Annotated in this window: 21 protein-coding genes; 8 read left to right on the top strand and 13 right to left on the bottom strand. The window is 68.3% G+C overall.

Features of this window, described 5'->3' with window-relative positions:
• Positions 1 to 17: 17 nt before the first annotated feature.
• The 5 genes from H9634_RS02920 to ykgO all read left to right on the top strand — a co-directional run bounded on the left by H9634_RS02920 (position 18) and on the right by ykgO (position 4,645).
• Positions 18 to 1,325 (top strand): quaternary amine ABC transporter ATP-binding protein, encoded by a 1,308-nt coding sequence (locus H9634_RS02920; RefSeq protein ID WP_318244979.1) that lies wholly within the window; start codon positions 18 to 20, stop codon positions 1,323 to 1,325.
• 2 nt (positions 1,326 to 1,327) lie between these two features.
• The gene (locus H9634_RS02915; RefSeq protein ID WP_225210524.1) at positions 1,328 to 2,194 is read left to right on the top strand and encodes an ABC transporter permease; all 867 of its coding nucleotides are present in this window, start codon (positions 1,328 to 1,330) and stop codon (positions 2,192 to 2,194) included.
• A 54-nt stretch (positions 2,195 to 2,248) separates the two neighbouring features.
• The gene (locus H9634_RS02910; RefSeq protein ID WP_175293616.1) at positions 2,249 to 3,262 is read left to right on the top strand and encodes a glycine betaine ABC transporter substrate-binding protein; all 1,014 of its coding nucleotides are present in this window, start codon (positions 2,249 to 2,251) and stop codon (positions 3,260 to 3,262) included.
• Between the two features lie 184 nt (positions 3,263 to 3,446).
• The gene (locus H9634_RS02905) at positions 3,447 to 4,439 is read left to right on the top strand and encodes a GTP-binding protein (RefSeq protein WP_191725292.1); all 993 of its coding nucleotides are present in this window, start codon (positions 3,447 to 3,449) and stop codon (positions 4,437 to 4,439) included.
• 83 nt (positions 4,440 to 4,522) lie between these two features.
• The gene (ykgO, locus tag H9634_RS02900; RefSeq protein WP_102162416.1) at positions 4,523 to 4,645 is read left to right on the top strand and encodes a type B 50S ribosomal protein L36; all 123 of its coding nucleotides are present in this window, start codon (positions 4,523 to 4,525) and stop codon (positions 4,643 to 4,645) included.
• Here the strand turns inward: ykgO and H9634_RS02895 are convergent, their stop codons facing one another.
• On the bottom strand, positions 4,646 to 5,128 hold the full coding sequence (locus H9634_RS02895; protein WP_191725291.1) for an isochorismatase family protein: 483 nt from the start codon (positions 5,126 to 5,128) through the stop codon (positions 4,646 to 4,648).
• A 43-nt stretch (positions 5,129 to 5,171) separates the two neighbouring features.
• Between H9634_RS02895 and H9634_RS02890 the strand changes: the two genes are divergently transcribed.
• Both H9634_RS02890 and H9634_RS02885 read left to right on the top strand, forming a co-directional pair.
• Positions 5,172 to 6,365: a magnesium and cobalt transport protein CorA gene (locus tag H9634_RS02890; protein ID WP_225210523.1), complete on the top strand. Its 1,194-nt coding sequence runs from the start codon at positions 5,172 to 5,174 to the stop codon at positions 6,363 to 6,365.
• A 61-nt stretch (positions 6,366 to 6,426) separates the two neighbouring features.
• Entirely contained in the window at positions 6,427 to 7,386 is a 960-nt protein-coding gene (locus H9634_RS02885) for a hypothetical protein (RefSeq protein WP_191725289.1), read from the top strand.
• A 25-nt stretch (positions 7,387 to 7,411) separates the two neighbouring features.
• Here the strand turns inward: H9634_RS02885 and H9634_RS02880 are convergent, their stop codons facing one another.
• Together H9634_RS02880 and H9634_RS02875 are read right to left on the bottom strand one after the other, a co-directional pair.
• Complete coding sequence (locus H9634_RS02880; RefSeq protein ID WP_191725288.1) at positions 7,412 to 8,161, bottom strand: CDP-alcohol phosphatidyltransferase family protein; 750 nt, start codon at positions 8,159 to 8,161, stop codon at positions 7,412 to 7,414.
• A 20-nt stretch (positions 8,162 to 8,181) separates the two neighbouring features.
• The gene (locus tag H9634_RS02875; RefSeq protein ID WP_191725287.1) at positions 8,182 to 10,251 is read right to left on the bottom strand and encodes a S9 family peptidase; all 2,070 of its coding nucleotides are present in this window, start codon (positions 10,249 to 10,251) and stop codon (positions 8,182 to 8,184) included.
• Positions 10,252 to 10,360: 109 nt separating this feature from the next.
• On the opposite strand from H9634_RS02875, the gene H9634_RS02870 reads away from it, so the two are divergent.
• On the top strand, positions 10,361 to 11,134 hold the full coding sequence (locus H9634_RS02870) for an HpcH/HpaI aldolase family protein (protein WP_191725286.1): 774 nt from the start codon (positions 10,361 to 10,363) through the stop codon (positions 11,132 to 11,134).
• Positions 11,135 to 11,160: 26 nt separating this feature from the next.
• On the opposite strand, the gene H9634_RS02865 is transcribed toward H9634_RS02870, so the two are convergent.
• The 10 genes from H9634_RS02865 to H9634_RS02820 form a co-directional block, all read right to left on the bottom strand.
• Positions 11,161 to 11,889 carry a hypothetical protein gene (locus H9634_RS02865; protein WP_191725285.1) on the bottom strand — a complete coding sequence of 243 codons (729 nt, stop codon included), beginning with the start codon at positions 11,887 to 11,889 and terminating at the stop codon, positions 11,161 to 11,163.
• A 30-nt stretch (positions 11,890 to 11,919) separates the two neighbouring features.
• Positions 11,920 to 13,257 (bottom strand): sensor histidine kinase, encoded by a 1,338-nt coding sequence (locus H9634_RS02860; RefSeq protein ID WP_191725284.1) that lies wholly within the window; start codon positions 13,255 to 13,257, stop codon positions 11,920 to 11,922.
• Complete coding sequence (locus H9634_RS02855) at positions 13,257 to 14,006, bottom strand: response regulator transcription factor (protein ID WP_191725283.1); 750 nt, start codon at positions 14,004 to 14,006, stop codon at positions 13,257 to 13,259. The genes H9634_RS02860 and H9634_RS02855 overlap by 1 nt, the downstream gene beginning before the upstream one ends.
• 42 nt (positions 14,007 to 14,048) lie before the next feature.
• A complete protein-coding gene (gene mnhG / locus H9634_RS02850; protein ID WP_191725282.1) occupies positions 14,049 to 14,426 on the bottom strand; it encodes a monovalent cation/H(+) antiporter subunit G in 378 nt (125 codons plus the stop codon).
• The gene (locus tag H9634_RS02845; protein WP_191725281.1) at positions 14,416 to 14,913 is read right to left on the bottom strand and encodes a monovalent cation/H+ antiporter complex subunit F; all 498 of its coding nucleotides are present in this window, start codon (positions 14,911 to 14,913) and stop codon (positions 14,416 to 14,418) included. The genes mnhG and H9634_RS02845 overlap by 11 nt, the downstream gene beginning before the upstream one ends.
• Positions 14,910 to 15,572 (bottom strand): Na+/H+ antiporter subunit E, encoded by a 663-nt coding sequence (locus tag H9634_RS02840; RefSeq protein WP_225210522.1) that lies wholly within the window; start codon positions 15,570 to 15,572, stop codon positions 14,910 to 14,912. Before H9634_RS02840 ends, H9634_RS02845 begins: the two co-directional genes overlap by 4 nt.
• Positions 15,569 to 17,149 carry a Na+/H+ antiporter subunit D gene (locus tag H9634_RS02835; RefSeq protein ID WP_191725280.1) on the bottom strand — a complete coding sequence of 527 codons (1,581 nt, stop codon included), beginning with the start codon at positions 17,147 to 17,149 and terminating at the stop codon, positions 15,569 to 15,571. The genes H9634_RS02840 and H9634_RS02835 overlap by 4 nt, the downstream gene beginning before the upstream one ends.
• Positions 17,146 to 17,628, bottom strand: a complete 483-nt coding sequence (locus tag H9634_RS02830; RefSeq protein WP_191725279.1) for a Na(+)/H(+) antiporter subunit C — start codon at positions 17,626 to 17,628, stop codon at positions 17,146 to 17,148. Before H9634_RS02830 ends, H9634_RS02835 begins: the two co-directional genes overlap by 4 nt.
• A complete protein-coding gene (locus H9634_RS02825) occupies positions 17,625 to 20,648 on the bottom strand; it encodes a Na+/H+ antiporter subunit A (protein ID WP_191725278.1) in 3,024 nt (1,007 codons plus the stop codon). The genes H9634_RS02830 and H9634_RS02825 overlap by 4 nt, the downstream gene beginning before the upstream one ends.
• Positions 20,649 to 20,762: 114 nt before the next feature.
• Positions 20,763 to 21,758, bottom strand: coding sequence for a hypothetical protein (locus H9634_RS02820; RefSeq protein ID WP_191725277.1), 996 nt, complete (start codon positions 21,756 to 21,758; stop codon positions 20,763 to 20,765).
• Positions 21,759 to 21,761: the final 3 nt, after the last annotated feature.

Genomic DNA, 21,761 nt, shown 5'->3' with positions numbered 1-21,761 from the left:
AAAGGTATCCGACCGCAGTGGCAGTCGTCGAAGCCTCACACGTCTACAAGGTCTTCGGAAGGCGCGGACGCGATGTCGTCGAGCGTCTCGAAGCCGGCGCTGACCGCGCAGAGCTCTCCCACCTCGGCACCGCTGCCGTCATCGACGCCAGCTTCACCGTCGAGCACGGTGAGAGCTTCGTCGTCATGGGCCTCTCCGGCTCCGGCAAGTCCACCCTCATCCGGATGATCAACGGACTGTGGTCCCCCACCTCGGGAACGGTGCGCGTGGCCGGCGAGGACATCTCGCAGATGTCGGCAGCACAGCTGCGGCGCATGCGCCGGGACAACATCGCCATGGTCTTCCAGCACTTCGCGCTCATGCCGCACCGCACGGTGCGCGAGAACGCCGCCTACGCCCTCGAGATCAAGGACGTCGCCAAGACCGAACGCCTCGAGCGCGCCGATCACTGGCTCGAGGTCGTCGGTCTCGACGGGTGGGGAGACAAGTACCCCAGCCAGCTCTCCGGCGGCATGCAGCAGCGCGTCGGCCTGGCCCGCGCACTCGCCTCGGAATCGGACATCCTCCTCATGGACGAGGCGTTCTCGGCACTCGACCCGCTGATCCGGCGCGAGATGCAGGAGCAGCTCGTCGAGCTGCAGTCATCGCTGAACAAGACGATCATCTTCATCACCCACGACCTCAACGAGGCGATGTACCTCGGCGACCGGATCGCGGTCATGCGCGCCGGCCGGATCGTGCAGATCGGCACGTCCGAGGAGATCCTCACCGCCCCAGCCGATGACTATGTCGCCTCCTTCATCCAGGATGTCGACCGCACCCGCGTGCTCACGGCCGGTTCGGTCATGAAGACCACCGAGTCGTTCGTGCCGGTGACCGCCGGCCCGCGGGTGGCCGCCCGCGCGATGGAGGAGCACAGCGTCTCAGCGCTGTTCGTCACCGACCGGTCCCGCCAGCTGCTCGGTGTCGTCACCGATGACGATGTCGTTGCCGCCGCCCGCGCAGGGGCCAGCGATCTCAGCGGGCTGCTGCGCACCGACGGCCTGCTCAGCGTCTCCGTGGACACGCAGCTCTCCGAGCTGTTCGCCCCCAGCGCCGAGGCGCTCGTGCCGCTGGCAGTCACCGATGAGAAGAACCGGCTGGTCGGCATCATCCCGCGCGTCCAGCTGCTCAATGCGATGGCCTCGGCCACCAGCGACACCTCGACGGCATCCCCGCCGGAGGCGCGCACAGCCGCCGGTACGGCCGCTGCCGGCGGGTCATCACCGGCGAGCGGATCGACTGCCGCTGCAGACATCGACGACGAGCAGAATCAGGAGGCCTGAGCATGGACTTTCTCGAACCGCGCATCCCGCTGGGCGACTGGGCTGAGGCGTTCCTCGACTGGTTCGAAGACGCGTTCGGCTGGCTCATCAACGGCGTCACCTGGCTGCTCGACGTGCTGTACGACAACATCGAGTCAGCGCTGACGTATCCGCACTTCCTCATCATGATCCTCATCTTCACCGCGATCGCCTGGGTGGCGGCGTCGTGGAAGCTGGCGATCTTCACCCTGCTCGGCTTCTACCTGCTGGCCGCGCTCGATCAGTGGGAGACCGCCATGTCGACGATCTCCCTCGTCATCGTCGCCGTCATCTTCGCGCTGCTGATGGCCATCCCGATCGGCATCCTGGCAGCCAAGTCGCAGGTCGTCTCCACCGTCGTGCGGCCGGTCCTCGACTTCATGCAGTCGATGCCGGCGCTGGCCTACCTGGTCCCTGCCATCGTGATGTTCGGCGTCGGCCAGGTTCCCGGGGCCATCGCCACGATCATCTTCGCGATGCCGCCGGGCGTGCGCCTGACCGAACTGGCCATCCGCCAGGTCGACCGCGAGGTCGTCGAGGCCGGGCACGCCTTCGGCGCCTCCGAGGGCCACATCCTCGGCCGCGTGCAGCTTCCGCTGGCGATGCCGACGATCATGGCCGGTGTCAACCAGGTCATCATGCTCGCCCTGTCGATGGTGGTGCTGGCCGGTATGGCCGGTGCCGGCGGGCTGGGCGGCCAGGTCATGCGCTCGATCAGCTCACTCGATGTGCCCCTCGGCGTCGAAGCCGGCATCGCCGTTGTCATCATCGCCATCTATCTCGACCGCGTCACCGCCGCGCTCGGCTCCCGCAGCCCGGCCACCCGGGCAGCGGCGGCCTCCACCGGCTGACCGCCCACCGCTGTCACACATCCGCAGAAGAACACAGGAAAGAGGTATCGTCCGATGAAACTCTCGACTCTGACCAAGACCGGCGGCATCCTGGCCGCATCGGTTCTCGCCCTCACCGCATGCGGTGGCGGCGGAACCGAATCCAATGGCGGATCGGGCAACGGCGACGGCCCTCAGGCCGAGATGGCTGACCCGGATCGCGACTGGGAGAACTGCACCCCCGGCGCCAATGCCCAGGACGTCACCGACACCGAAGCAGACGACAACACCGACATCACCCTCGGTGCGTTCGACGGCTGGGATGAGTCCTTCGCCGCAGCCCACCTGACGAAGGCCGTTCTCGAAGAGGACGGCTATTCCGTCGACATCGAGAGCTACCAGGCCGGGCCCGGCTTCACCGGTGTCGCCAACGGCGATATCGACGTCGTCCTCGACGGCTGGATGCCGCTGACGCACAAGGACTACGTCGAGGAGTTCGGCGACAAGATGGAGGTCCACGGCTGCTGGTACAACAACGCCAAGCTCACCATCGCCGTCAACGAGGACTCCCCCGCCCAGTCCATCGCCGACCTCAAGGACATGGGCGACGAGTACGGCAACACCCTCTACGGCATCGAGCCCGGCGCCGGCCTGACCTCGACGACGGAGAATGAGGCCATCCCGACCTACGGTCTGGACAACCTCGACTTCAAGATCTCCTCGACCCCGGCGATGCTCGCACAGCTGAAGAAGGCCACCGACGCCGGTGACAACGTCGCCGTGACCCTGTGGCGCCCGCACTGGGCCTACGACGCCTTCCCGGTCCGTGACCTCGAAGACCCCGAGGGCGCGATGGGCGGAGCTGAAGTGATCTACAACTTCGCCCGCGACGGATTCGCCGAGGACAACCCGAAGGCCGCGCAGCTGCTGCAGAACCTCGTGCTCGATGACGAGAACCTCGCCAGCCTGGAGAACGTCATGTTCTCCGATGAGAACTACGGCGGCGAGAACCTCGACGAGGCCGTGGCCGAATGGCTCAAGGACAACCCGGACTTCGCCGAGGACTGGAAGGCCGGCAAGCTGAGCTGAGCTCTCAGCTGAGCTGACTGCCGCCCGGCAGACCCCTGCGACGCCTGCCCCGCATCTGCATGATGCGGGGCAGGCGCGTCTCTTCCTGCGGACCCGCCGCCGCTGCGCCCGCCTCGGCCCGGCAGGGACGCATGAGCCTATTGCCATTAGTGCTTATGAGCACCCGGCGCCTACTGTGTCGGTCATGCTCGTCAACGTCCACCATCTGCTGCCGCCGCAGCCCGGGCACGCCCCGGCGCGCGTGCGGCTGCCGCGCCACCGCGGGTATGTCGTCGACACCCGCGACTGGGGTTCGGCGCTCACCGGCCCCGAGGCGGAGGGCACCGAGCTGCGTGCGTGCACGGTGTGCGCGCTCGCCCATGAGCTCGTCGACGTGCTCGAGCGGCTCTCCCACACGACCGAGGTGTTCGAGGTCATTATCCCGTGGTGGCTGCATATCGGGCGGCTGCGCTCGACTCTGGCCAGCCACCTCGACGATGTGCGCATCGGGCGGATGGTGCTGCACGGCAGCCTCGATGGCCTCGAGGACCTGCTGTGGTCGACCGACGGGCTGGAGGAGTCGACTGACTGCGCGCTCACCGGTCACGCTGAGCTCGCCGCTGTCGCCGTCGAGCATGCCAGCGTGCTCACCGCCCGGCACGTCCTGGGCGAGCGCACCCGGGAGCTGCTCATCCACCTCGGCTGCCCGGCCTTCGGGCCTGCCGCCGAGTTCCTGCCCGCGCCCGCCGCCGGGCCCGTGCGGGTGGGCCTGACCGGGGAGGGTGAGCACTTCGTCACTCGGGTCGTCTCCGCCCACGGGCAGCTCGATGCCGAGGCGTTCTGCCGGCTGCTGCCCGAGGCGGCCGCTGGGGCGTGCCGGATCCGCGGCACCGTGTGGGTCGACTCCCGGCCGGAGACCCGCGTGCGGGTGTGCGGAATCGGCACCCAGGTGTGGATGGAGGAGGACGGCCAGTGGTTCGCCCCGGCGTTCTCCTCACCATCAGCGGTGCTCGCCTGCCATCACAGTGCGGATCCGCATGTCATCGATGCGCTGTGCCACTGGCACCCCCACCACGGCGACCGGTGTTCGCGCATCGCACTCACCGCTCCGCGCGAGTACGCCCAGGACTGGGCGGGCCTGCTGGCCGGGGCGGTGCGCTCCCAGCCGGCGCTGCCCGACCACCTGTCCCAGCACTGAACAGATGTGCACTGCACCAGCCGCTCTGCACCATCGGCACTGAACCACCAGCTCTGCACCATCAGCTACAGAAAGGCACCATCATGAAGGTCCGCAATTCGCTTCGCTCCCTGAAGAACCAGCCCGGCTCCCAGGTCGTGCGCCGCAAGGGCAAGACCTATGTCATCAACAAGAAGAACCCGCGCCTGAAGGCACGGCAGGGCTGATCACATCCGCAGCCACGTCTGCGCGGCATCTGAGAGCACCGCGCCGTCGCCGGCTGCCGTCTCCGCCCAGTCGACCGGCCGGCCATCGGCTGCGATGACACCGTCTGCGAGCACCACGACGTCGAAGTTGCATGCCAGCCCGGCCATCGCGGTGTGATAGACCGACCGGTCGACGTCGACGCCGCCGATGACGAGCCGATCGATCGCCAGATCATGCAGCCCGGCTGCCAGGTCGTCGATGCCGTCGAAGGCATCGGCGACCTCTGAGCTCAGGGCCAGGTCGTCCTCGGTCTGCCCGAGCCCACCGGCCGGCAAGTCTGCTCCCGCACCCTGGCCAGCCCCCGCCTCGGGCGCGGGAGCCTGCAGATAGGCGACCACGCCGTCAGCCACACGTGCCCGGTTGAGAACTTCGGTAAGCTGTGCAGAGATCTCAGACAGGGCGTCGCCGCTGCCGGCGGTGTTCATGAGGATGAGTGCGTCCATGGCTTCAAGCATAGTCACCGCGCACGCACACCAAGGAGGGACGATGGCCGATCTGCGCTACACCTACCGGTTCGCCTCCGAGCATCTGGGACACCGGCGCGACGACAACTTCGTCCTCTACTCCGATCACGTCGAGGTCGCCTCGATGACCTCGATCCGCGAGGCCGCCCGCGCACTCGCCGCAGCCGAGGAATCCGATGAGGAGCGGCCGTTCCTGTGGATCGACATGTACCGCCCGACTCACGAGGACCTCACCGAGCTCGCCGAGGCGTTCTCCCTGCACCCGCTGGCGATCGAGGACGCGATCGAAGCCCATCAGCGGCCCAAGTACGAACGCTACGGCTCGACCGAGTTCGTCGTGCTGCGCCCGGCGGTCATCCGCCGCAACCGGCCGCACACCCCTGCCGGGCTGGCCGACGCCCGGGCCGGTGACGCCGGAGGGGCAGGCGGTGCGTCCGGTGCCTCAGGTGCCTCCGGTGATGCCGCTGAGGCCCAGTCGGTCGACATCAAGGTCGGTGAGATCCACATCTTCCTCGGCGCCCGGTTCATCATCGTCATCCGGCACGGCACCCTGCTCGATACGCAGAACGTCCGCGAGGTCTTCGAATCCGACACCCGGTTCTCCGGGTTCCCGCAGTTCTCTGCGCTCTACCGCGTCATGGACCGCATCGTCGACAACTACCTGCCGGTCGTGGCGATCCTCGAAGACCAGACCGATGACCTCGAAGAGCGGATCTTCACCGGCACCCCGGCGCAGTCGCAGGACATCTATCACCTCTCGCGTGAGCTCATCGAGCTCGACCGGGCGGTCAAGCCGCTCGAAGGGGTCATCGACACGCTCTTCAACTCGCTGGTCGTGCACACCGTGCCGGCCGAGCTGCAGCGCGGCCTGCGCGACGTCGCCGACCACATCCACAGCGTCAACGAGCGCGTCGAACGGCTGCGCAGCGTTCTGCGTGAGCTGTTCACCTTCAACTCCACGCTCATCTCCGAGGCGCAGAACGAGGATATGCGGCGGATGAACGAGCTGTCGATCCAGCAGAACGAGCAGATGAAGAAGATCTCCGGCTGGGCCGGCATCCTCTTCTTCCCGTCACTGGTCGCCGGCACCTACGGCATGAACTTCGATACGATGCCCGAACTGCACTGGATCTTCGGCTATCCGTTCGCGCTCGGGCTCATGGTCGCCGGCTCCGGGTTCCTGTTCTGGCTGTTCAAGCGGGCCGGGTGGCTCTGAGCGGCCCTGGCTGCGCAATTGCTGGAAGGCCCGCCACCGGCCGCATGCGAGAATTCCACACGTGACCCGATCCCCCTGGCTTCAGCTCATCGCCTCCTACAGCGCAGCCGACCTGCCGCTGTGCCGGCGCTTCGAGATGGACTCCGCCGCCCTCATCGAGATCTCCGGTGCCGACCGCCTCGGCGACCTCACCCCGGCGAACACGGTCGAAATCGCGCAGCTGCCACAGATCGAGGCCACCACTCTCACCGCCGAGGCGCTCGCCGCTGAGGACCCGCTGGCCACCTCGCTGGCTGCCGCCCTGCGGCAGGCGCTTGAGCGCCGCCAGCTGCTGTGGCTGGCGGCCGTCGACGCCTGGCAGGTCGCCCGGCTGCAGGAGGCGTTCGGGGCGAACGTGCTCCACGTCGCCGGGGCAGGAGAGAACGGCTGCGTGCCGGTGGCGCTCAACCCCGAGAACTGGGTGCGCACGTGGGCACATGGGTCGCCTGCCCAGCAGGCGTTCGTACGCGCAGCCGGCACCGGCACCGATGCGCTGACGCTGACCCGCCGCAGCCTGGCGGCACTGCGCCGCACCGCCGCCCCGATCATCGAACGGTCCTGGCTGCGCCGGTTCTTCCGCAGCCCGAAGGTCATCGCCTATCTGGTGGTGCTCGTGTACTCGGCGCTGCGGGCCCTGCCGGTGTCCTTCGTCTCGCAGTTCAATGGCCAGCTGTGGGTGCTGTGGACGATCGACCTCGTCACCGCGATCCCATACACGTGGGGTGTCATCGCGATGGTCGCCGGACGCCGGCGGATCACCCGGCTGCTCGGCATGATCGTCGCGATCATCACCTTCACCGCCCCGTACGTGTACTTCTGGCTCAAGGGGGACCGGTACCCGCTCTACGTCATCCTCATCGTCGCCGGTCTCATCGTCTTCACCTGCCTGCTGGAGGCCTCCCGGTGGCAGCGCGACCGGATCGTCAAGTGGCGCCTCGGCGGCCGCGCGCCGACGCGGCCGGGCATCTCCGAGCCCTCCTAGTCCAGAGCCCTCCTAGTCGACAGCTTCAGCGCTGCTCCGCCCGTCGGCCGCGGATATCGCGCAGGATGCAGGTCGCGGCGAACCAGCCGCCGGAGATCCAGAAAACCGCAAGCAGCCATACCGGGCGCTCGGGGTAGATCGCGACCATCCAGGCTGTGGCCCCCATCCACACGAGCACGGCGATGATGTTGAGCGCCATGAAGCGCTCAACCCGGAACGGGTGCGTGTAGTGCGTCGGCACGAGGGTGAGCACGACGAACACGAGCACTGCGGCGATGGTGAGCGATGCCGGCAGGGCCAGCACGTAGAGCATGACGGCGATGACGTTCCAGGCTGCCGGGAAGCCGATGAAGTAGTAGTCAGTCGACTTCCAGTTCTCATTGGCATAGCAGAACATCGAGGACACGAGGATGAGCACTGACAGCCCGATCGCCACCGGCCTGGGTCCCAGCGGCAGGTGCATGAGCATGAACAGCACCGGAATGAATGTCCACGTCAGGTAGTCGACGACGATATCGACGACAGTGCCGTCGAACCACGGGGCGATCTCCTTGACGCGCGCCTTGCGGGCGAGGAACCCGTCGACCCCGTCGATGAGCGCTGCGATGCCCAGCCACAGCCACATCCAGCCGATGTGTCCGTCGAGCAGGGCGAGCATCGCCAGCAGCGCCCACAGGAACCCGGAGAGGGTGAACAGGTGCACCGCCCACGCACCGGCGTGTGCGCGCCGGCGATAGGCTGCGGGCTGGGATTCGGATGCGGGGCTGGTCGTCATGGCAGGCTGCGGTGCGGCGCTCATGCGCCGGTGACGTGCTGGTCGAGGAAGGCGATGAATTCCTGGTACCACTGCCGGGCATTGCCGCGGCTGAGGATCCAGTGGTTCTCGTTCGGGTAGTACAGGAACCTGTGCTGGGTCTTCCCGTGCGCATCGAGCGGGGTCTTGGAGAAGGTCAGCAGGTCGAACCACAGCTGCTGGCCCTGTCCGATCGGCACGCGGTAGTCCTTGTCGCCGTGGATGACGAGCACCGGCACCTCGATGTCGCGCACATACAGGTGCGGCGAGTACGTCTGGGCCTGCTCGGCCATCGCCAGCGCCCACGAGCCGTTGTCGGTCGTCGCTCCCATCGTGGTGACGTCCCACAGGGAGGCGTGGGTAACGATGCAGCGGAACCGGTCTCCGGTGTGCCCGGCGACCCAGTTGGCCATGTAGCCGCCGTAGGAGCCGCCGGCGAGCGCCTGGCGGGTCTCGTCGATGTCGGCGCGGGCAATCGCCGCATCGGCAAGCGCCACGACATCGTCGAAGGGTGCCCCGCCGAGCTCCTGCTGACCGCGGTCGATGAACGCCTGACCGTAGCCGGTCGAGATCGCCGGGTCCGGCATGAGCACCGCGTAGCCGGCTGCGACGAAGGGCCACGGGTTCCAGCGGTAGGTCCAGGCATTCCAGGATCCCCACGGCCCGCCGTGGACGAACACGGCCAGCGGGTGGGGTGCTGCGGTCTCCGCCGCCGAGGCGGTGGCCGGCAGGGCAAGCCAGGCGCGGATCTCGGTACCGTCGGCTGCGGTCGTGACGACCTCCTCGAGCCGGCCGGCAGGTGCCAGGTCATCAGCCGGGTTGGTGCGGATCGCGACGTCGCCTCTTGCGGTGTCGATGGCGACGAGGTGCGGAGCTTCGGCGACCGAGGAGCGGATCGCGAGCACCCCCTCGGGCGCGGAGACAAGACTGCTGTAGTGGTACGGCTGGTCGGCGCCGCCTGCCAGCAGGCGCGGCTGGGCGTCGTCGGGTCCGCCGATCCACACGGCTCCGCGACCGCGGTAGTCCGAGGTCGCCAGCAGTGTGTCGTCGTCGAGCCAGGTGATGGAGTACCACTGGTCGCCGGCGGGCCACAGCGGCTGGGCGGCTCCGGTTGCGAGGTCGACGAGCACGGACCGCTGCTGCAGGTTCGACTGGGCAGTCCAGGCGGTCTCCTCGCTCACCGCGGCGAACCGGCCCGAGGGGCTGAGCGCCTGTGTGGTGTAGTCGATCGGATGGGCCGCGTGCAGCAGGATGCCGGCGTCACCGGAGGCGATGTCGACGCGCCAGATATCGGTGACCTCGGTCGTCTTCTCCTCCAGCCGCCTGACGTCCAGGAGCGCGACAGTGCCGTCTGCGGAGAGTTCGACACCAGTGACCCGGCCGGCCGGAACCGGCCCGTGCCGGAAGCTCAGCGTCCCGGCATCACGGCTGTCGCTGCGGCCGGTGTCGCTGCAGTCGGCGATGAGCAGGCCGTCACGGTCCGGTCCGAGATCGGAGTCCCAGCTGCGGAGCGGGAAGGAATCGTGCAGGATGCCGGTGACCTTGTGGGCTGTGCGCGTGCCGTACAGCTCGGCGTGGGTCTTCTCATCCTCAGCACCATCAGCGATCGGGCCGGTGGCGAGCACCGTCGTGCCGCGCACGGTGACCGAGGAGAATCCGCCGGGGCGGGTGGCCATCTGGATCGCCTCGCCGCGGGCGGGAAGCTTCCACAGGCTGGCGTCCTCGGCGGCATCGTCGGCGGTGTTGGCGCGCTTGGCGATGAACCACACATTGCCGGCGTCGTCGACGCTGGCAGCCCCGACCGAGGCGAGCGGGGAGGTCAGCCTGACCGGCGCCTCGTCGACGGTGTAGAGGGCGGTGAGGTAGTCACCGGCGCGCGGGTCGCCAGCCGCGTCGTCGCGGTCGGCGGTCTCGCCGGGCTCGGCCACCTCGGCGGCGGGTGCCTGCTGGACCGTCTGCACCAGGGCGACGGCACCGCCGGTGGGGTTGGCGGCCAGGCCGTTGAGGCGGTGGGCGTCGAGCAGGGCGTCGATGCTGATGCCCGGGGATGTGGGAGTGTCGGTAATCGTCATGGGCGAAACGCTACCAGCGTCGGCCGGGTGTGCGGTGGGGGGAAATGCTCAGAATTCACATCGTGGCACGCGCATATGCTGCTGTGCCTGCGCCGGATACGCTGACCTCATGACGACTGCACATGTGCGTGAGCGCCTCGCTGCCGGGAAGCCGGCGCTGGGCACCTTCATCCTCGAATTCGCCACTCCCGGCATCGGTGCGCTCTGCGCCCGGGCCGGGGCCGACTGGGTGCTCTACGATCTTGAGCACACCGGCTGGTCGCTCGATGCGATCCGCCCGGCCCTGGCGGTCTCCCGCCGAGAGGACATCGCCTCCTTCGTCCGGGTCGCCGGGCACAGTCAGCATCTCGTCTCCACCGCCCTCGACGCCGGGGCGGAGGGGATCATGATGCCCTACGTCGACTCCGCTGCACAGGCCGCCGAGATCGCCCAGTGGATGCGGTTCCCGCCGGCGGGCCGGCGGGGCAGCGCCTTCGGCATCGCCCATGACCTCTACTCCCCCGGCGCGCCGGGGGACAAACAGGCCGCAGCCAATGAGTCGGTGATGTTCCTGCCGCAGATCGAGACCCCGGCTGCGGTCGCGGCTGCCGCCGAGATCGGCGCGGTCGACGACGTCGATGTGCTCTTCGTCGGCCCGCTGGACCTGTCGACGAACCTCGGCGCCCCTGGGGACTTCACGTCGTCTGCGTTCCTCTCCGCCCTCGACACGGTGGCCGAGGCGGCGCAGGCGACCGGCACGGCGGCCGGGATCTTCTCCACCTCCGAGCAGCTCAGCGCTGCGGCACTCGAGCGCGGCTATTCGGTCATCTCACTGAGCGGCGACGTCTTCACCTACCAAGCCGCGCTGGCGGCAGAGCTCACCGCGATCCGCGACCGGGAATGAGGTGCAGCCTGATACCCCGGCGGCGGTCACTGCCAGTCGGGGATGATGAGCAGCTGTTTGTCGACAAAGACGTGCTGAGTGATCTCCTCAGCCGCTTCGACCGCCTCGGGAGAGTCCTCCAGGGCCACGGTGGTGACGCTGATGGTCTCCATCCGGCCCTCGGCCTGCTGCGCCGCATACACAGCGAACGCGTAGCCCTTCGCAGCGCTGCCGCCGGCCAGGCCGATCATGAGGCTCGACTTCTCGTTGACCTCGGCTTTGTACGCCCAGCCGGCGCCGTTGTCGACTCTGACGTCGCGGTCGGCGAGCTTGGTGCTGTCGCCGTAGGAGAACTCGTACTCCTTCTCGAACTGCAGCTCCTCGACCGGTGACTGCCGGAAGCTCTCGTTGCACGAGATGTTCATGGCCATCTTGTCGTGCGGGCTGCCGAAGGTGAAGTAGATGAAGGAACCGCGCTCAGTGCCCGGCGTCGCCTTCACGCTCGGCGGCAGCGCGACCTCGAGCCGCGAGTTGCATTCGCCGGCGAAGTCCGCCCGATGCAGCTCCCAGCCCTCGGGGATCTGCGGGCCGGTCTCCGTGGGCTCAGGTTCGGGTCCCTGGGTGGGGGCGACGGCGATGCCGAGCGGCCCGCCGGGTTCATCGGAGGTGCGGATGCCCACCAGACCGCAGCCGGACAGCGTCAGGATCGCGCCAGCCGCAGCGAGTGCACGCAGGGCTCGGCGGTGCCGGGCCCGAGGTGTGGGGTGAGTTCTCACAGCGTCTCCAGAGTCGGGGGGTGAGCGGGGTCAGTGGGCTGGTGGGTGCGGTGGGCCGGAGCCATGCTGCTGCGGGTCGGTCTGCGGCTGCGGCGGCCGCGGCTGCTGCGGTGGCTGCGAGCCGACCGGCTGCTGTGGTGGGCGCGGCGGGGCGAACGGTGAGCGCGGCCCGGCCGGCTGCTGCGGCGGCATCCCCTGTGCCGGGGGCCGGTAGGGGCCCGGCTGGCTGCCGGGCATGGGCTGCTGGTGGCCGTTGCTGCCCAGCGTCTCCCCGGTAGCGGTGTCGTGCCACTGCCCGTCGACCTTCTGCAGCCGGCGCTTCGAGCCGCGCCGCGGGGTACCGAGCATCCGGCCGAGTTCGGCCTCGGATGGGGCCCGCGGTGGGCGGAAGGACTGATCGGCCCGGGCTGACCGGTTGGCGTTGACCGGTTCGACGGCGCGTGAGCCGGCCACGGCCGCTGCACCGTCGTAGTCCTGCGGGGCCACCGGGTGCTGGGCTTCGCCGAGCACCGGCAGCACGAGTCGCACCGAGGTGCCCTGGCCCTCTTGGCTCAGCAGGGAGACCGAGCCGCCGTGCCGGCTGATGATCGAGCGCACGAGCGAGAGCCCCATGCCGGAGCCGGCGACGGCGCGGACCTGCTGGCCGCGGCTGAGCTCATCCCACACGGTTGCCTGTTCGGCGGCCGGGATGCCCATGCCGGTGTCGGCGACCTCGATGACGATCCAGCGGTGCTGATTGATGACCTGCTCATTGGCGCGCAGCTCGATGACATCGGTGTCGGTGGAGTACTTGATGGCGTTGCCGAGCAGGTTCATGATCGCTGACATCAGCAGGTCCTCTTCGCCTGCAACATCGGGCAGCCGCCACGGGGCGCGGGCGACCGTGGCGATGATCATCCGGTCCTCGGCACCGGGTGCGGTGCGGGCGTCTTCGACGGCCTGGTGGATGAGCTGATCCATATTCACCCGCTGGTAGTGGATCTCGCGGGATTCGATGTCGGCGAGCTTGCGCAGGTCGGCCAGCAGGCGGGCGACCCGGCGGGAGGAAGTGTCGATCTGCCGGGCGACCGGTTCGATCTCACTGGATGAAGCGACCGGTTCGGTGACGAGTTCACGGACTGTCGCTGCTGAAGTGCGTAGGGCGGTCAGCGGGTTCTTCAGCTCGTGGTCGAGGCGGATGAGCATCCGGTTGCGGTTGGCCAGTGCCTCGTGTTCGGCCCGTGCCCGCTCCTCTGCCCGCAGGGCGGCTTCGCGTTTGCGCAGCAGGTGGCGCAGGTAGAAGAACGCGCCGACGAGCAGGCCGAGGAAGAGCAGCACCAGGATGAGCAGCAGCCAGATGCGGATCTCGAAGATGAGGAACTGGTTCATCACGGCCTCGCGTTCTCAGCGCCGGTGACCTCGGCGACGAACCGGTAGCCGCGGCCCTGCACGGTGCCGATCCAGCGCGGATTCGAGGCGTCCTCACCGAGGACGCGGCGCAGCTCGGCGACCCGGGAGTCGACCGCACGGGTGCCGACGGCGTCGTCGAAGCCCCACAGCACCTCGAGCAGGCGCTGGCGTTCGATGAGCTCGTCGCGGTGGACCATGAGGTATTCGAGCAGTGTCACGCCCTTGGGCGTGATGACGAGTTCCCGGTCGCCGAGCCACACGCGCCGCGACGTGCGGTCCAGGCGCAGCCCGAAAGTCGACACGAGCACCGGGGCAGTGGCCAGGGGCGGGCCGTCGTGGCGGGTGCGGCGCAGCACCGCGCGGATGCGGGCGACGAGTTCGTGCGGGTCGAAGGGCTTGTTCAGGTAGTCATCGGCACCCTCTTCGAGTGCCATGGCGCGTTCGACGGCTTCGCCGACCTGGGTGAGCAGCAGCACCGGCACCCAGTTCTCCTCACGACGCAGGGTGCGCAACACCTCGCGGCCGTCGGCACCGGGCATGAGCACGTCGAGGACGCAGACATCAGGTTTGTGGCGGCGGATCTCGTCGAGGGCGAGTTTGCCGTCGGGTGCGGTGATGACCCGCAGGCCGGAGCGTTCCAAGAACGGGGCGACGGCACCGAGCACATCGGGTTCGTCATCGGCGAGGACGACAACGGGACGGTTGTCGGCACCGGGCTGCGCAGTCATGGGGACCCTTCGCTTGGCTCAGATTTGCTGTTATCCCGAACTTTAGCCGTCTTGCCGGCGTTCGTGCTCGATTGCGTCGCGCTCCTCAGCCAGCGCCACGGCATCGGAGAGCTCATCGCGATAGAGCATCGAGCGGCGCAGATGCTTGGTGCGGTAGCCGGCGCGGCCGACCATGTGCGTGCCGACGGGGGTGGTCGCCATCTGCAGGGTGACGATGAGCAGCAGAGTGGTGATGACGCCCCAGTGGAACTGCTGGACGCTGATGGCGATCATCATGAAGATGAGCCCGAGGATCTGCGGCTTGGAGCCAGCGTGCAGACGGCTCATGAGGTCGGGGAAGCGCAGCAGGCCGACCGCCGCAGCCAGGGACAGGGCGCCGCTGGCGATGAGCAGCGTGCCGGAGACGATGTCAGCGATCATCGGATTCCCCTTCCGTGTCAGCCGCGTCGACAGCCGGGTCGTGCAGTTCGGCGATCGCCTCGCCGGCCCGGCCGTCCGCGAAGGCCTGCGGTGCCGGGTTCTCAGGCACCGCCTCGGTGTCGGAGCCGAACAGCGGGCCGACCTGGTGGCGGCCGGGCACATGCGATTCCGACAGCGCATGCTCATGTGCTGCGGCACCGCGGCGGGTCTCGCCGATGACCGGGGTGCGGGATTCGGACCGGCTGACGTAGCGCGAGACGGCCACTGAGCCGATGAAGCCGAGTGAGGCGAGGACGAGCATGACCGGCAGCAGGTCGGTGCGGCCGGTGACGACGATGAAGCCGCCGAAGCCGCACAGCATGGTGGCCAGCAGCACGTCGGTGGAGATCATGCGGTCGAGGATCGAGGGCCCCTTGATCATGCGGACGATCGTGATGAACACGGCCGCGGAGAACAGCAGCCCGGTGATGTAGCCGGCGATCATCATGAGCGCTTCCTCCTCCGGTGGGTGATCGACTTGCTCTCCAGCACCGGCGGAAGCCCCTGCTCGTGGCGCCAGTCGTTGAGGATCGCGATGTCGTGCGGGGAGCCGATGGCGCGCACCAGGTAGAACTCGATGCGGTAGGCATCGGCGCGGGCCTGTTCGACGTCCTCGTCGGTGGCGCAGTTGAGGACATGCAGGTAGATCGTCGAGCGGGCCCGGTTGATCTCGGTGGCGAATGAGCCGGGGATGAGCCCGGCGACGAGTGCGACCAGCGTGATGAGCAGGTCGGAGCGGGTGTGCAGATCGATGGCGACCAGGCTTCCTGCGCGCACGCGGGCCGGGCGCACGGACAGCCAGGCGACTTCGATCGAGGCTTTGACCATCGACCACAGGAACCACGCGAGGAAAACGAGCAGGTACCACACGTTGAGCCGGCCGGAGAGTTCGACGGGCGGGAGGTAGAAGGTGCGGCTGACCGTCCAGGCGATGATGAAGCCGGTGACGACGGTGAGCACGCTGACTTCGTCCCACAGCATGATCCACAGGATGATGAGCCCGGCCAGCAGCAGCCACTGCTGGGGGCTGGGCAGCCGGAAGAACCAGCGCAGCCGCTGGCGCAGGGTCGGGGTGTTCTCAGCTGGCAGCATCCGCTGGGGACTCATCGGTCACCTCGCAGGTCGAGCACGGAGGTGATGTAGGTGTTGGGCCCGCGCAGGTTCTCCGCCGCCCGGGACGACACGTCCCACAGGGGGCCTGCAATGACGGTGAGCGAGACGCTGACGGCGACGATGAGCGTGGTGGCGGCGACCATGGTCTTGTCCGAGGTGATGGAGGAGGTCCAGCGGCGGCCCTCGGCGAGGGCGACGCGGCGCTCCTTGAATTCGGTGACGAGCTCCTCGGTGGGCTCTTCGACATCGTCCGGGTCGCGCCAGAAGCCGAGGTTCCAGGTCTTGCCGATGACGTAGAGGGTCAGCAGGCTGGTGAGCGTGCCGGCGCCGATGAGGACGAAGATGAGCCAGTCGCGGGTGTCGAAGCCAGCGTTGAAGAGCGCGACTTTGCCGATGAACCCGGAGAACGGCGGGATGCCGGCGAGGTTGAGGGCGGGGATGAAGAACAGCAGGCTGATCCAGGGGGCGAGCACCCCGAGTCCGCCGAGCTTGCGGATCGAGGTGGAGCCGGCGCGCTGTTCGATGAGCCCGATGGCCAGGAACAGCGCGGTCTGCACGAGGATGTGGTGCAGGGTGTAGAAGATCGCAGCGGTCAGCCCTTCGACGGTGCCCATGGCGACGCCGAAGATCATGTAGCCGATGTGGGAGATGAGCGTGAAGGACAGCATCCGCTTGATCTCCGACTGGGCGATCGCGCCGAGGATCCCGACGATCATCGTGAGCCCGCCGATGACGAGCAGCGGTACGCGCAGGTCGGATTCGGCGAAGATGACGGTTTCGGTGCGGATGATCGCGTAGATGCCGACCTTGGTCAGCAGCCCGGCGAACACGGCGGTGACCGGGGCGGGTGCGGTCGGATAGGAGTCCGGCAGCCAGAACGCCAGCGGGAAGACGGCGGCTTTGATGCCGAAGCCCAGCAGCAGCACGACGTGGAGGATCATCTGGATGTCGTCGGGCAGCTGGCCGATCCGCTCGGACAGCTGGGCCATGTTGACGGTGCCGGTGGCAGCGAAGATGAGTCCGATGGCGGAGAGGAACAGGACCGAGGACACCAGCGAGATGACGATGTAGGTCACCCCGGCCCGGATCCGCTCACCGGTCGAGCCGAGCGTCAGCAGCACATAGGAGGCCGCCAAGAGCATCTCGAAGCCGACGTAGAGGTTGAACAGGTCTCCGGTGACGAACGCGGCGGCGACACCGGCGCACAGGATGAGGTAGGCGGGGTAGAAGACGCTGACCGGCGTTTCGGTCGAGGTGTCGGCCATCTCCTCCCCGACGGCGTAGAGGAGCACGCCGAAGGTGACGATCGCGGAGATGATGAGCATCAGCGCCGAGACCCGGTCGACGACGAGCGCGATGCCGAACGGCAGCTCCCAGCCTCCGACGGCCAGCGCCTGGGTGGCGTGGGCGTCGACGCCGATGAGCAGTACGACGTCGATGGCGAGCACGGCCAGCAGCGTGATGATGGTGATCGCCGCCTGCGCCCGGGCGCGCCCGGCGAGCAGGAGGGTGATGCCGGCGCCGATGAGCGGCAGCAGCACGGGCAGCGGGATGAGCATGGCCAGAGTCATGAGCGCTCATCCTCCTCGTCGAGGTCGAGCGCGCCGGGAATCGGGGACTGGGCTTCGTCACCGAATTCGGTGTCGTCGTATTCGCCGCTGGTGCCGGCCTCTTCAGCATTGTCGCGGCCCTGCGAGAAAGCGATGCGGATGTCCTCGATGTCGTCTTCGAGGTTCTCGTTGCGCACCAGCCGCCAGGACCGGTAGATCATCGCCAGCAGGAAGGCGCTCATCGCAAAGGTGATGACGATGGCGGTGAGGATGAGTGCGTGGGGCAGCGGATCGGACATTCCGGCAGCCGAGAGGTTCTTCCCGTCGGTCAGCGGCGGGCGGCCGGGCGGGCCGGCGGTGAGCATGATGAGCAGGTTGGTCGCATTGCCCATGAGCATGAAGCCGAGCAGCACGCGGGTCAGGGACCGGTCGAGCATGAGGTAGATGCCGCAGGCGTACATGACGCCCATGGCCAGCAGCATGACGAGGGAGACGCTCACAGCCGGCCTCCTGACGCTCCGCCGTCGACGTCGACGTCGTCCATCCGGCCGAGCAGCGTGTGCAGCTGCTGGGTGTCGGGACTCGTCTCCTCGGTCGAGAGGGATTCGGCGAGCCGGCGCCCGTCGGATTCCTGGTGCCGGTCGACCTCGGCGCCGAGGCTGCGGAGGATGTCGAGCATGAGTCCGACTACGATGAGGTAGACGCCGATGTCGAAGATCAGTGCGGTGCCGACGTGGAGTTCGCCCAGCAGCGGGACGGTGAAGTCGAGCCAGACGGCGTCGAACACTGTTGAGCCCCACAGCAGTCCGCCCAACGCGGTGCCGGCGCCGAGCGCCAGTCCGAGGCCGAGCAGCTTGCCGGCGTCGACCGGGGCGGCCTCGGCGAGTTCGTAGCGGCCGCCGGCCAGGTAGCGCAGCGCGAGTGCGATCCCGGCGACGAGTCCTGCGGCGAAGCCGCCGCCGGGCAGGTTGTGCCCGGCGAAGAGGAGGTAGACGGAGAACACGATGAGGGCGTGGAAGATGAGCCGGACGATGACTTCGAGCATGATCGACCGGTTGGCCGGTGAGAGCGTGCGGCCGGCCAGCAGCCAGGCGTTGCGGCGCACTGCCCGGCCCTCCTGCTCCTCGTCGGAGGCCAGCCACAGCGGGGCAAGGTCGTCTTCGACCGGCCGGTAGAGGCGGGAGAAGACGCTCGGGCGGTTGGCGTCAATGCGCTGCAGGGTGCCTTCGCGGCTGCGCACGAAGATGAAGCTGGCGACGCCGGTGGCTGCGGCGACGACGACGGAGAGCTCACCGAGGGTGTCCCAGGCGCGGATGTCGACGAGGGTGACGTTGACGACGTTCGTGCCGTGGCCGATCTCGTAGGCCAGGCGGGGGAACATATCGCCGATCGAGGCGGCGGTCCGGGCGCCGAGGGCGACGAAGGCGACGACCATCATCGTCACCCCGAAGGCTGCGCCGATGAGCAGCCGCAGCGATGGCGACAGGCGCCCGGCCGAGCGGCCGATCCGTGCCGGCAGACGGCGCAGCACAAGCACGAACACGACGATGGTGATCGTCTCGACCAGCGCCTGGGTCAGTGCGAGGTCCGGCGCGCCCTGGTGGGCGAAGAAGGCGGACATGCCGTAGCCGGTGACACCGACGACGACGACAGCGGCGAACCGCTTCTCGGCAGCCGTCGCGGCGATCGCGCCGATGATGAGGGCGCCGGCGATCGGCAGCTGCATGGCGGTGTCGGCCGGTGTGACCTCACCGGGCCAGGTGTTGTTGAGGATGAGGGTGATGACGATCGTGGCGATGGCGAAGAGGTAGATGACGCCCTGGTAGAAGGGCATCGAACCGCGCTGGGTGCGGGAGGTGACGGTCGCTGCGAAGGCCTCGAGCCGGCCGATCGTCCACCGGTAGCCCTGGTGGAAGTCCAGCCCGTCGGGCATCGCCGTCTGGAAGGCCGCGACGGGTTCGCGGAACAGGAACATGACGATGCCGATGCTGATGATGAGCAGGCTGAACATCAGTGCTGGCTCCGGGCCGTGCCACAGCGCCAGGTGGTAGGCCTCGGCGTCGGCGGCAGGCAGCTGGCGGCTCCAGGGGGCGATGATGCCGTCAACGGCGGAAGCGGCTAAACCGCCGGTGAGCGTGAGGATCGTCAGAATCGTCGGGGCGGTCATGAGCAGCGGGCTGTCACCGCCGGGATCGACCGGTTCGACATCGGGCTTGACGGCGAAGGCACCCCAGACGAACCGGGCGGAGTAGGCAACCGTGAGGATCGAGCCGACAGCCACGCCGATGAGCGCGATGACGCCTTCCTTGGAGCCATCGGCCAGCAGGGTGGAGAAGACGGCTTCCTTGGCGGCGAATCCGAGCGTCGGCGGCAGCCCGGCCATCGAGGCAGCCGAGATGAGTGCGAGGGCGAACAGCAGCGGTGAGCAGCGCGCGTAGCCCGAGAGCTTGCGCAGGTCGCGGGTGCCGGCACGGTGGTCGATGATGCCGACGATGAGGAACAGCGCGGCCTTGAACAGGCTGTGGGCCAGCAGCAGGGCCAGCGCTGCAGTGGTGAGGTCGCGGTTGCCGAAGGCCGAGACGATGATGAGGAAGCCGAGCTGGGAGACCGTGCCGTAGGCGAGCAGCAGCTTGAGGTCGTGCTGCTTGAGGGCCTGCCAGGCGCCGATGAACATCGTGGCGATGCCGAGGCTCAGCAGTATCAGGTGCCAGCCGGGCATGCCGCTGAAGCCCGGTGCCAGGCGCATGACGAGGTAGATGCCGGCCTTGACCATCGCAGCGGCGTGCAGGTAAGCGCTGACGGGCGTGGGGGCGGCCATGGCACCGGGCAGCCAGAAGTGGAAGGGAACGAGCGCGGACTTCGAGACCGCGCCGACGAGGATGAGGATGATCGCGGCGATGACGAGGCCGTCATGGTAGCCGGACTCGAAGCCGCGCTGGACGGCCGAGGAGAGCTTGCCGCTGCCGAAGATGTTGCCGAGGAGGATGACGCCGATGAGCATCGACAGTCCGCCCGCAGTGGTGACGATGAGGGCCTGCAGGGCCGCACGCCTCGTCTGCTGCCGGGAGTGGTACTGGCCGATGAGCAGGTAGCTGAAGATCGTCGTGCCCTCCCAGAAGATGAAGAGCAGCAGCATCTCATCGGCGACGATGAGCCCGTACATCATCCCGGCGAACGCCATGAGGATCCCGGCGAAGCGGCCGAGCCTGAGCTCATCGGCGTCGAAGTAGCGGGCGCAGTAGAGGAAGACAAGCGCCCCGACACCGGTGACGAGCAGGGAGAAGATCCACGAGAGCATGTCCATCCGGAACACCAGCGACATGTCGAGCGCCGGGATCCAGCGATAGGACTCAACCCACACCTCGGCGCCGGTGAGCATGAGCGGGGCGACCGACAGCGACAGGGCGAGACCGGCGGCGGGGACGAGTGCGAGGGCGGCGAAGCCGGTGCGACCGAGGAACCGGATGAACAGCGGGGCGATGACGGCGGCCAGGAAGAATGCGCCCGTCATCACTGCCATGCTGTCACCTCACCCCTAGCGGTCCACGCATCTATTCTGGCATATCTGCCGGTGCCGGTGGAAAGCGGCGAGGGGATCGGGCTGGTCAGCATCGTCATCAGATCCGCCGTCCTGTCAGCCGCGCAGCTGGTTCTCCGTGACGAGGAAACCGCTCTCGTCCACCGCGATGCCGGCGGTCCCGGAGATGACGGAGGCGGCCATCTCCTCAAGCCGGACAGCGGCAGTGCGGCGCAGGTTCGACAGCCACGCGCCGGGCTGCCGGTCGTAGCGGCGGTCATCGGTGTCGATCCAGGTCAGGTGGTAGCACACCGCCGTCTCGCCGAGGTGTTCGGTGACGATGCGCGGCAGCGCGGTCTCGACGCTGACGCGCACCGCGATGCTGCCGGCGGCCGGGCCCAGCTCATCGAGGCTGACGGTGACCTCATAGCCATCGAGCACGACGGGTTCGTCGGGGTCGACGATGCCGGAGGCGATGAGCTCGCTGACCCGGGCCTCCTGCTCAGCGCTCAGAGGGCCGGGCAGTTCGGCAGTCGGCTCCATCTCGCGCAGCCGGGTCAGCAGCACATCGGGGGCCAGCCAGTACGGGGAGTAGACGAAGATGTCGATGTGGGATTCGGGATCCGGGGTGATGATCCGGTTGATCCGCCCGGTCTCGTCTGCCAGCCGGACGGCGACGTGCAGGCGGCGGGCGAGCGCGATGAGCGCGGCCAGTGACCGGCCCTCTTCGCGTTCGGGCAGGCCGTCGGGGAAGTGGCGTTCGAGGCCGTCGGCATCGGAGTACCACTCCGGCGGCGGGGCATCCTCGCGGTCGCGCGGGCAGGACAGGGCGAAGACGACGTCGGCCCAGTCGGGCAGCCCGAGGCGGGTGCGGGCCTCGGCCGGCAGGTAGATTGGTCCTTTGAGCGCCGAGTGGCGGGTCATCCGCCAGCGCAGCACCTCCGGAGCGGTGCTGGTCGCCGGTGCCACCGCCTCGGGTTCGGGCAGCCGCGGGTAGAGGTTCGACAGCAGCGCGATGACGTCGCTGGCCTCTAAGCCGGCGTCGACGATGAGCAGGTGCTCACCGGCCAGGGCTTCGGGACTGCGCGGGTCCGGGGCGGCAGGAGCACTCATGGC

The organism is Brevibacterium gallinarum (genome assembly GCF_014836885.1).
Classification (GTDB): Bacteria; Actinomycetota; Actinomycetes; order Actinomycetales; family Brevibacteriaceae; genus Brevibacterium; species Brevibacterium gallinarum.
This window is presented reverse-complemented; position numbering and strand designations above follow the sequence as displayed.

What these genes read in the sequence shown, in the direction of transcription:
- H9634_RS02915 (WP_225210524.1), top strand. Translation starts at nt 1,328, where the DNA reads ATGGACTTTCTCGAACCGCGCATCCCGCTGGGCGACTGGGCTGAGGCG.
- H9634_RS02910 (WP_175293616.1), top strand. Translation starts at nt 2,249, where the DNA reads ATGAAACTCTCGACTCTGACCAAGACCGGCGGCATCCTGGCCGCATCG.
- H9634_RS02905 (WP_191725292.1), top strand. Translation starts at nt 3,447, where the DNA reads ATGCTCGTCAACGTCCACCATCTGCTGCCGCCGCAGCCCGGGCACGCC.
- ykgO (WP_102162416.1), top strand. Translation starts at nt 4,523, where the DNA reads ATGAAGGTCCGCAATTCGCTTCGCTCCCTGAAGAACCAGCCCGGCTCC.
- H9634_RS02895 (WP_191725291.1), bottom strand. Translation starts at nt 5,128, where the DNA reads ATGGACGCACTCATCCTCATGAACACCGCCGGCAGCGGCGACGCCCTG.
- H9634_RS02890 (WP_225210523.1), top strand. Translation starts at nt 5,172, where the DNA reads ATGGCCGATCTGCGCTACACCTACCGGTTCGCCTCCGAGCATCTGGGA.
- H9634_RS02880 (WP_191725288.1), bottom strand. Translation starts at nt 8,161, where the DNA reads ATGACGACCAGCCCCGCATCCGAATCCCAGCCCGCAGCCTATCGCCGG.
- H9634_RS02875 (WP_191725287.1), bottom strand. Translation starts at nt 10,251, where the DNA reads ATGACGATTACCGACACTCCCACATCCCCGGGCATCAGCATCGACGCC.
- H9634_RS02870 (WP_191725286.1), top strand. Translation starts at nt 10,361, where the DNA reads ATGACGACTGCACATGTGCGTGAGCGCCTCGCTGCCGGGAAGCCGGCG.
- H9634_RS02860 (WP_191725284.1), bottom strand. Translation starts at nt 13,257, where the DNA reads ATGAACCAGTTCCTCATCTTCGAGATCCGCATCTGGCTGCTGCTCATC.
- H9634_RS02855 (WP_191725283.1), bottom strand. Translation starts at nt 14,006, where the DNA reads ATGACTGCGCAGCCCGGTGCCGACAACCGTCCCGTTGTCGTCCTCGCC.
- mnhG (WP_191725282.1), bottom strand. Translation starts at nt 14,426, where the DNA reads ATGATCGCTGACATCGTCTCCGGCACGCTGCTCATCGCCAGCGGCGCC.
- H9634_RS02845 (WP_191725281.1), bottom strand. Translation starts at nt 14,913, where the DNA reads ATGATGATCGCCGGCTACATCACCGGGCTGCTGTTCTCCGCGGCCGTG.
- H9634_RS02840 (WP_225210522.1), bottom strand. Translation starts at nt 15,572, where the DNA reads ATGAGTCCCCAGCGGATGCTGCCAGCTGAGAACACCCCGACCCTGCGC.
- H9634_RS02835 (WP_191725280.1), bottom strand. Translation starts at nt 17,149, where the DNA reads ATGACTCTGGCCATGCTCATCCCGCTGCCCGTGCTGCTGCCGCTCATC.
- H9634_RS02825 (WP_191725278.1), bottom strand. Translation starts at nt 20,648, where the DNA reads ATGGCAGTGATGACGGGCGCATTCTTCCTGGCCGCCGTCATCGCCCCG.
- H9634_RS02820 (WP_191725277.1), bottom strand. Translation starts at nt 21,758, where the DNA reads ATGAGTGCTCCTGCCGCCCCGGACCCGCGCAGTCCCGAAGCCCTGGCC.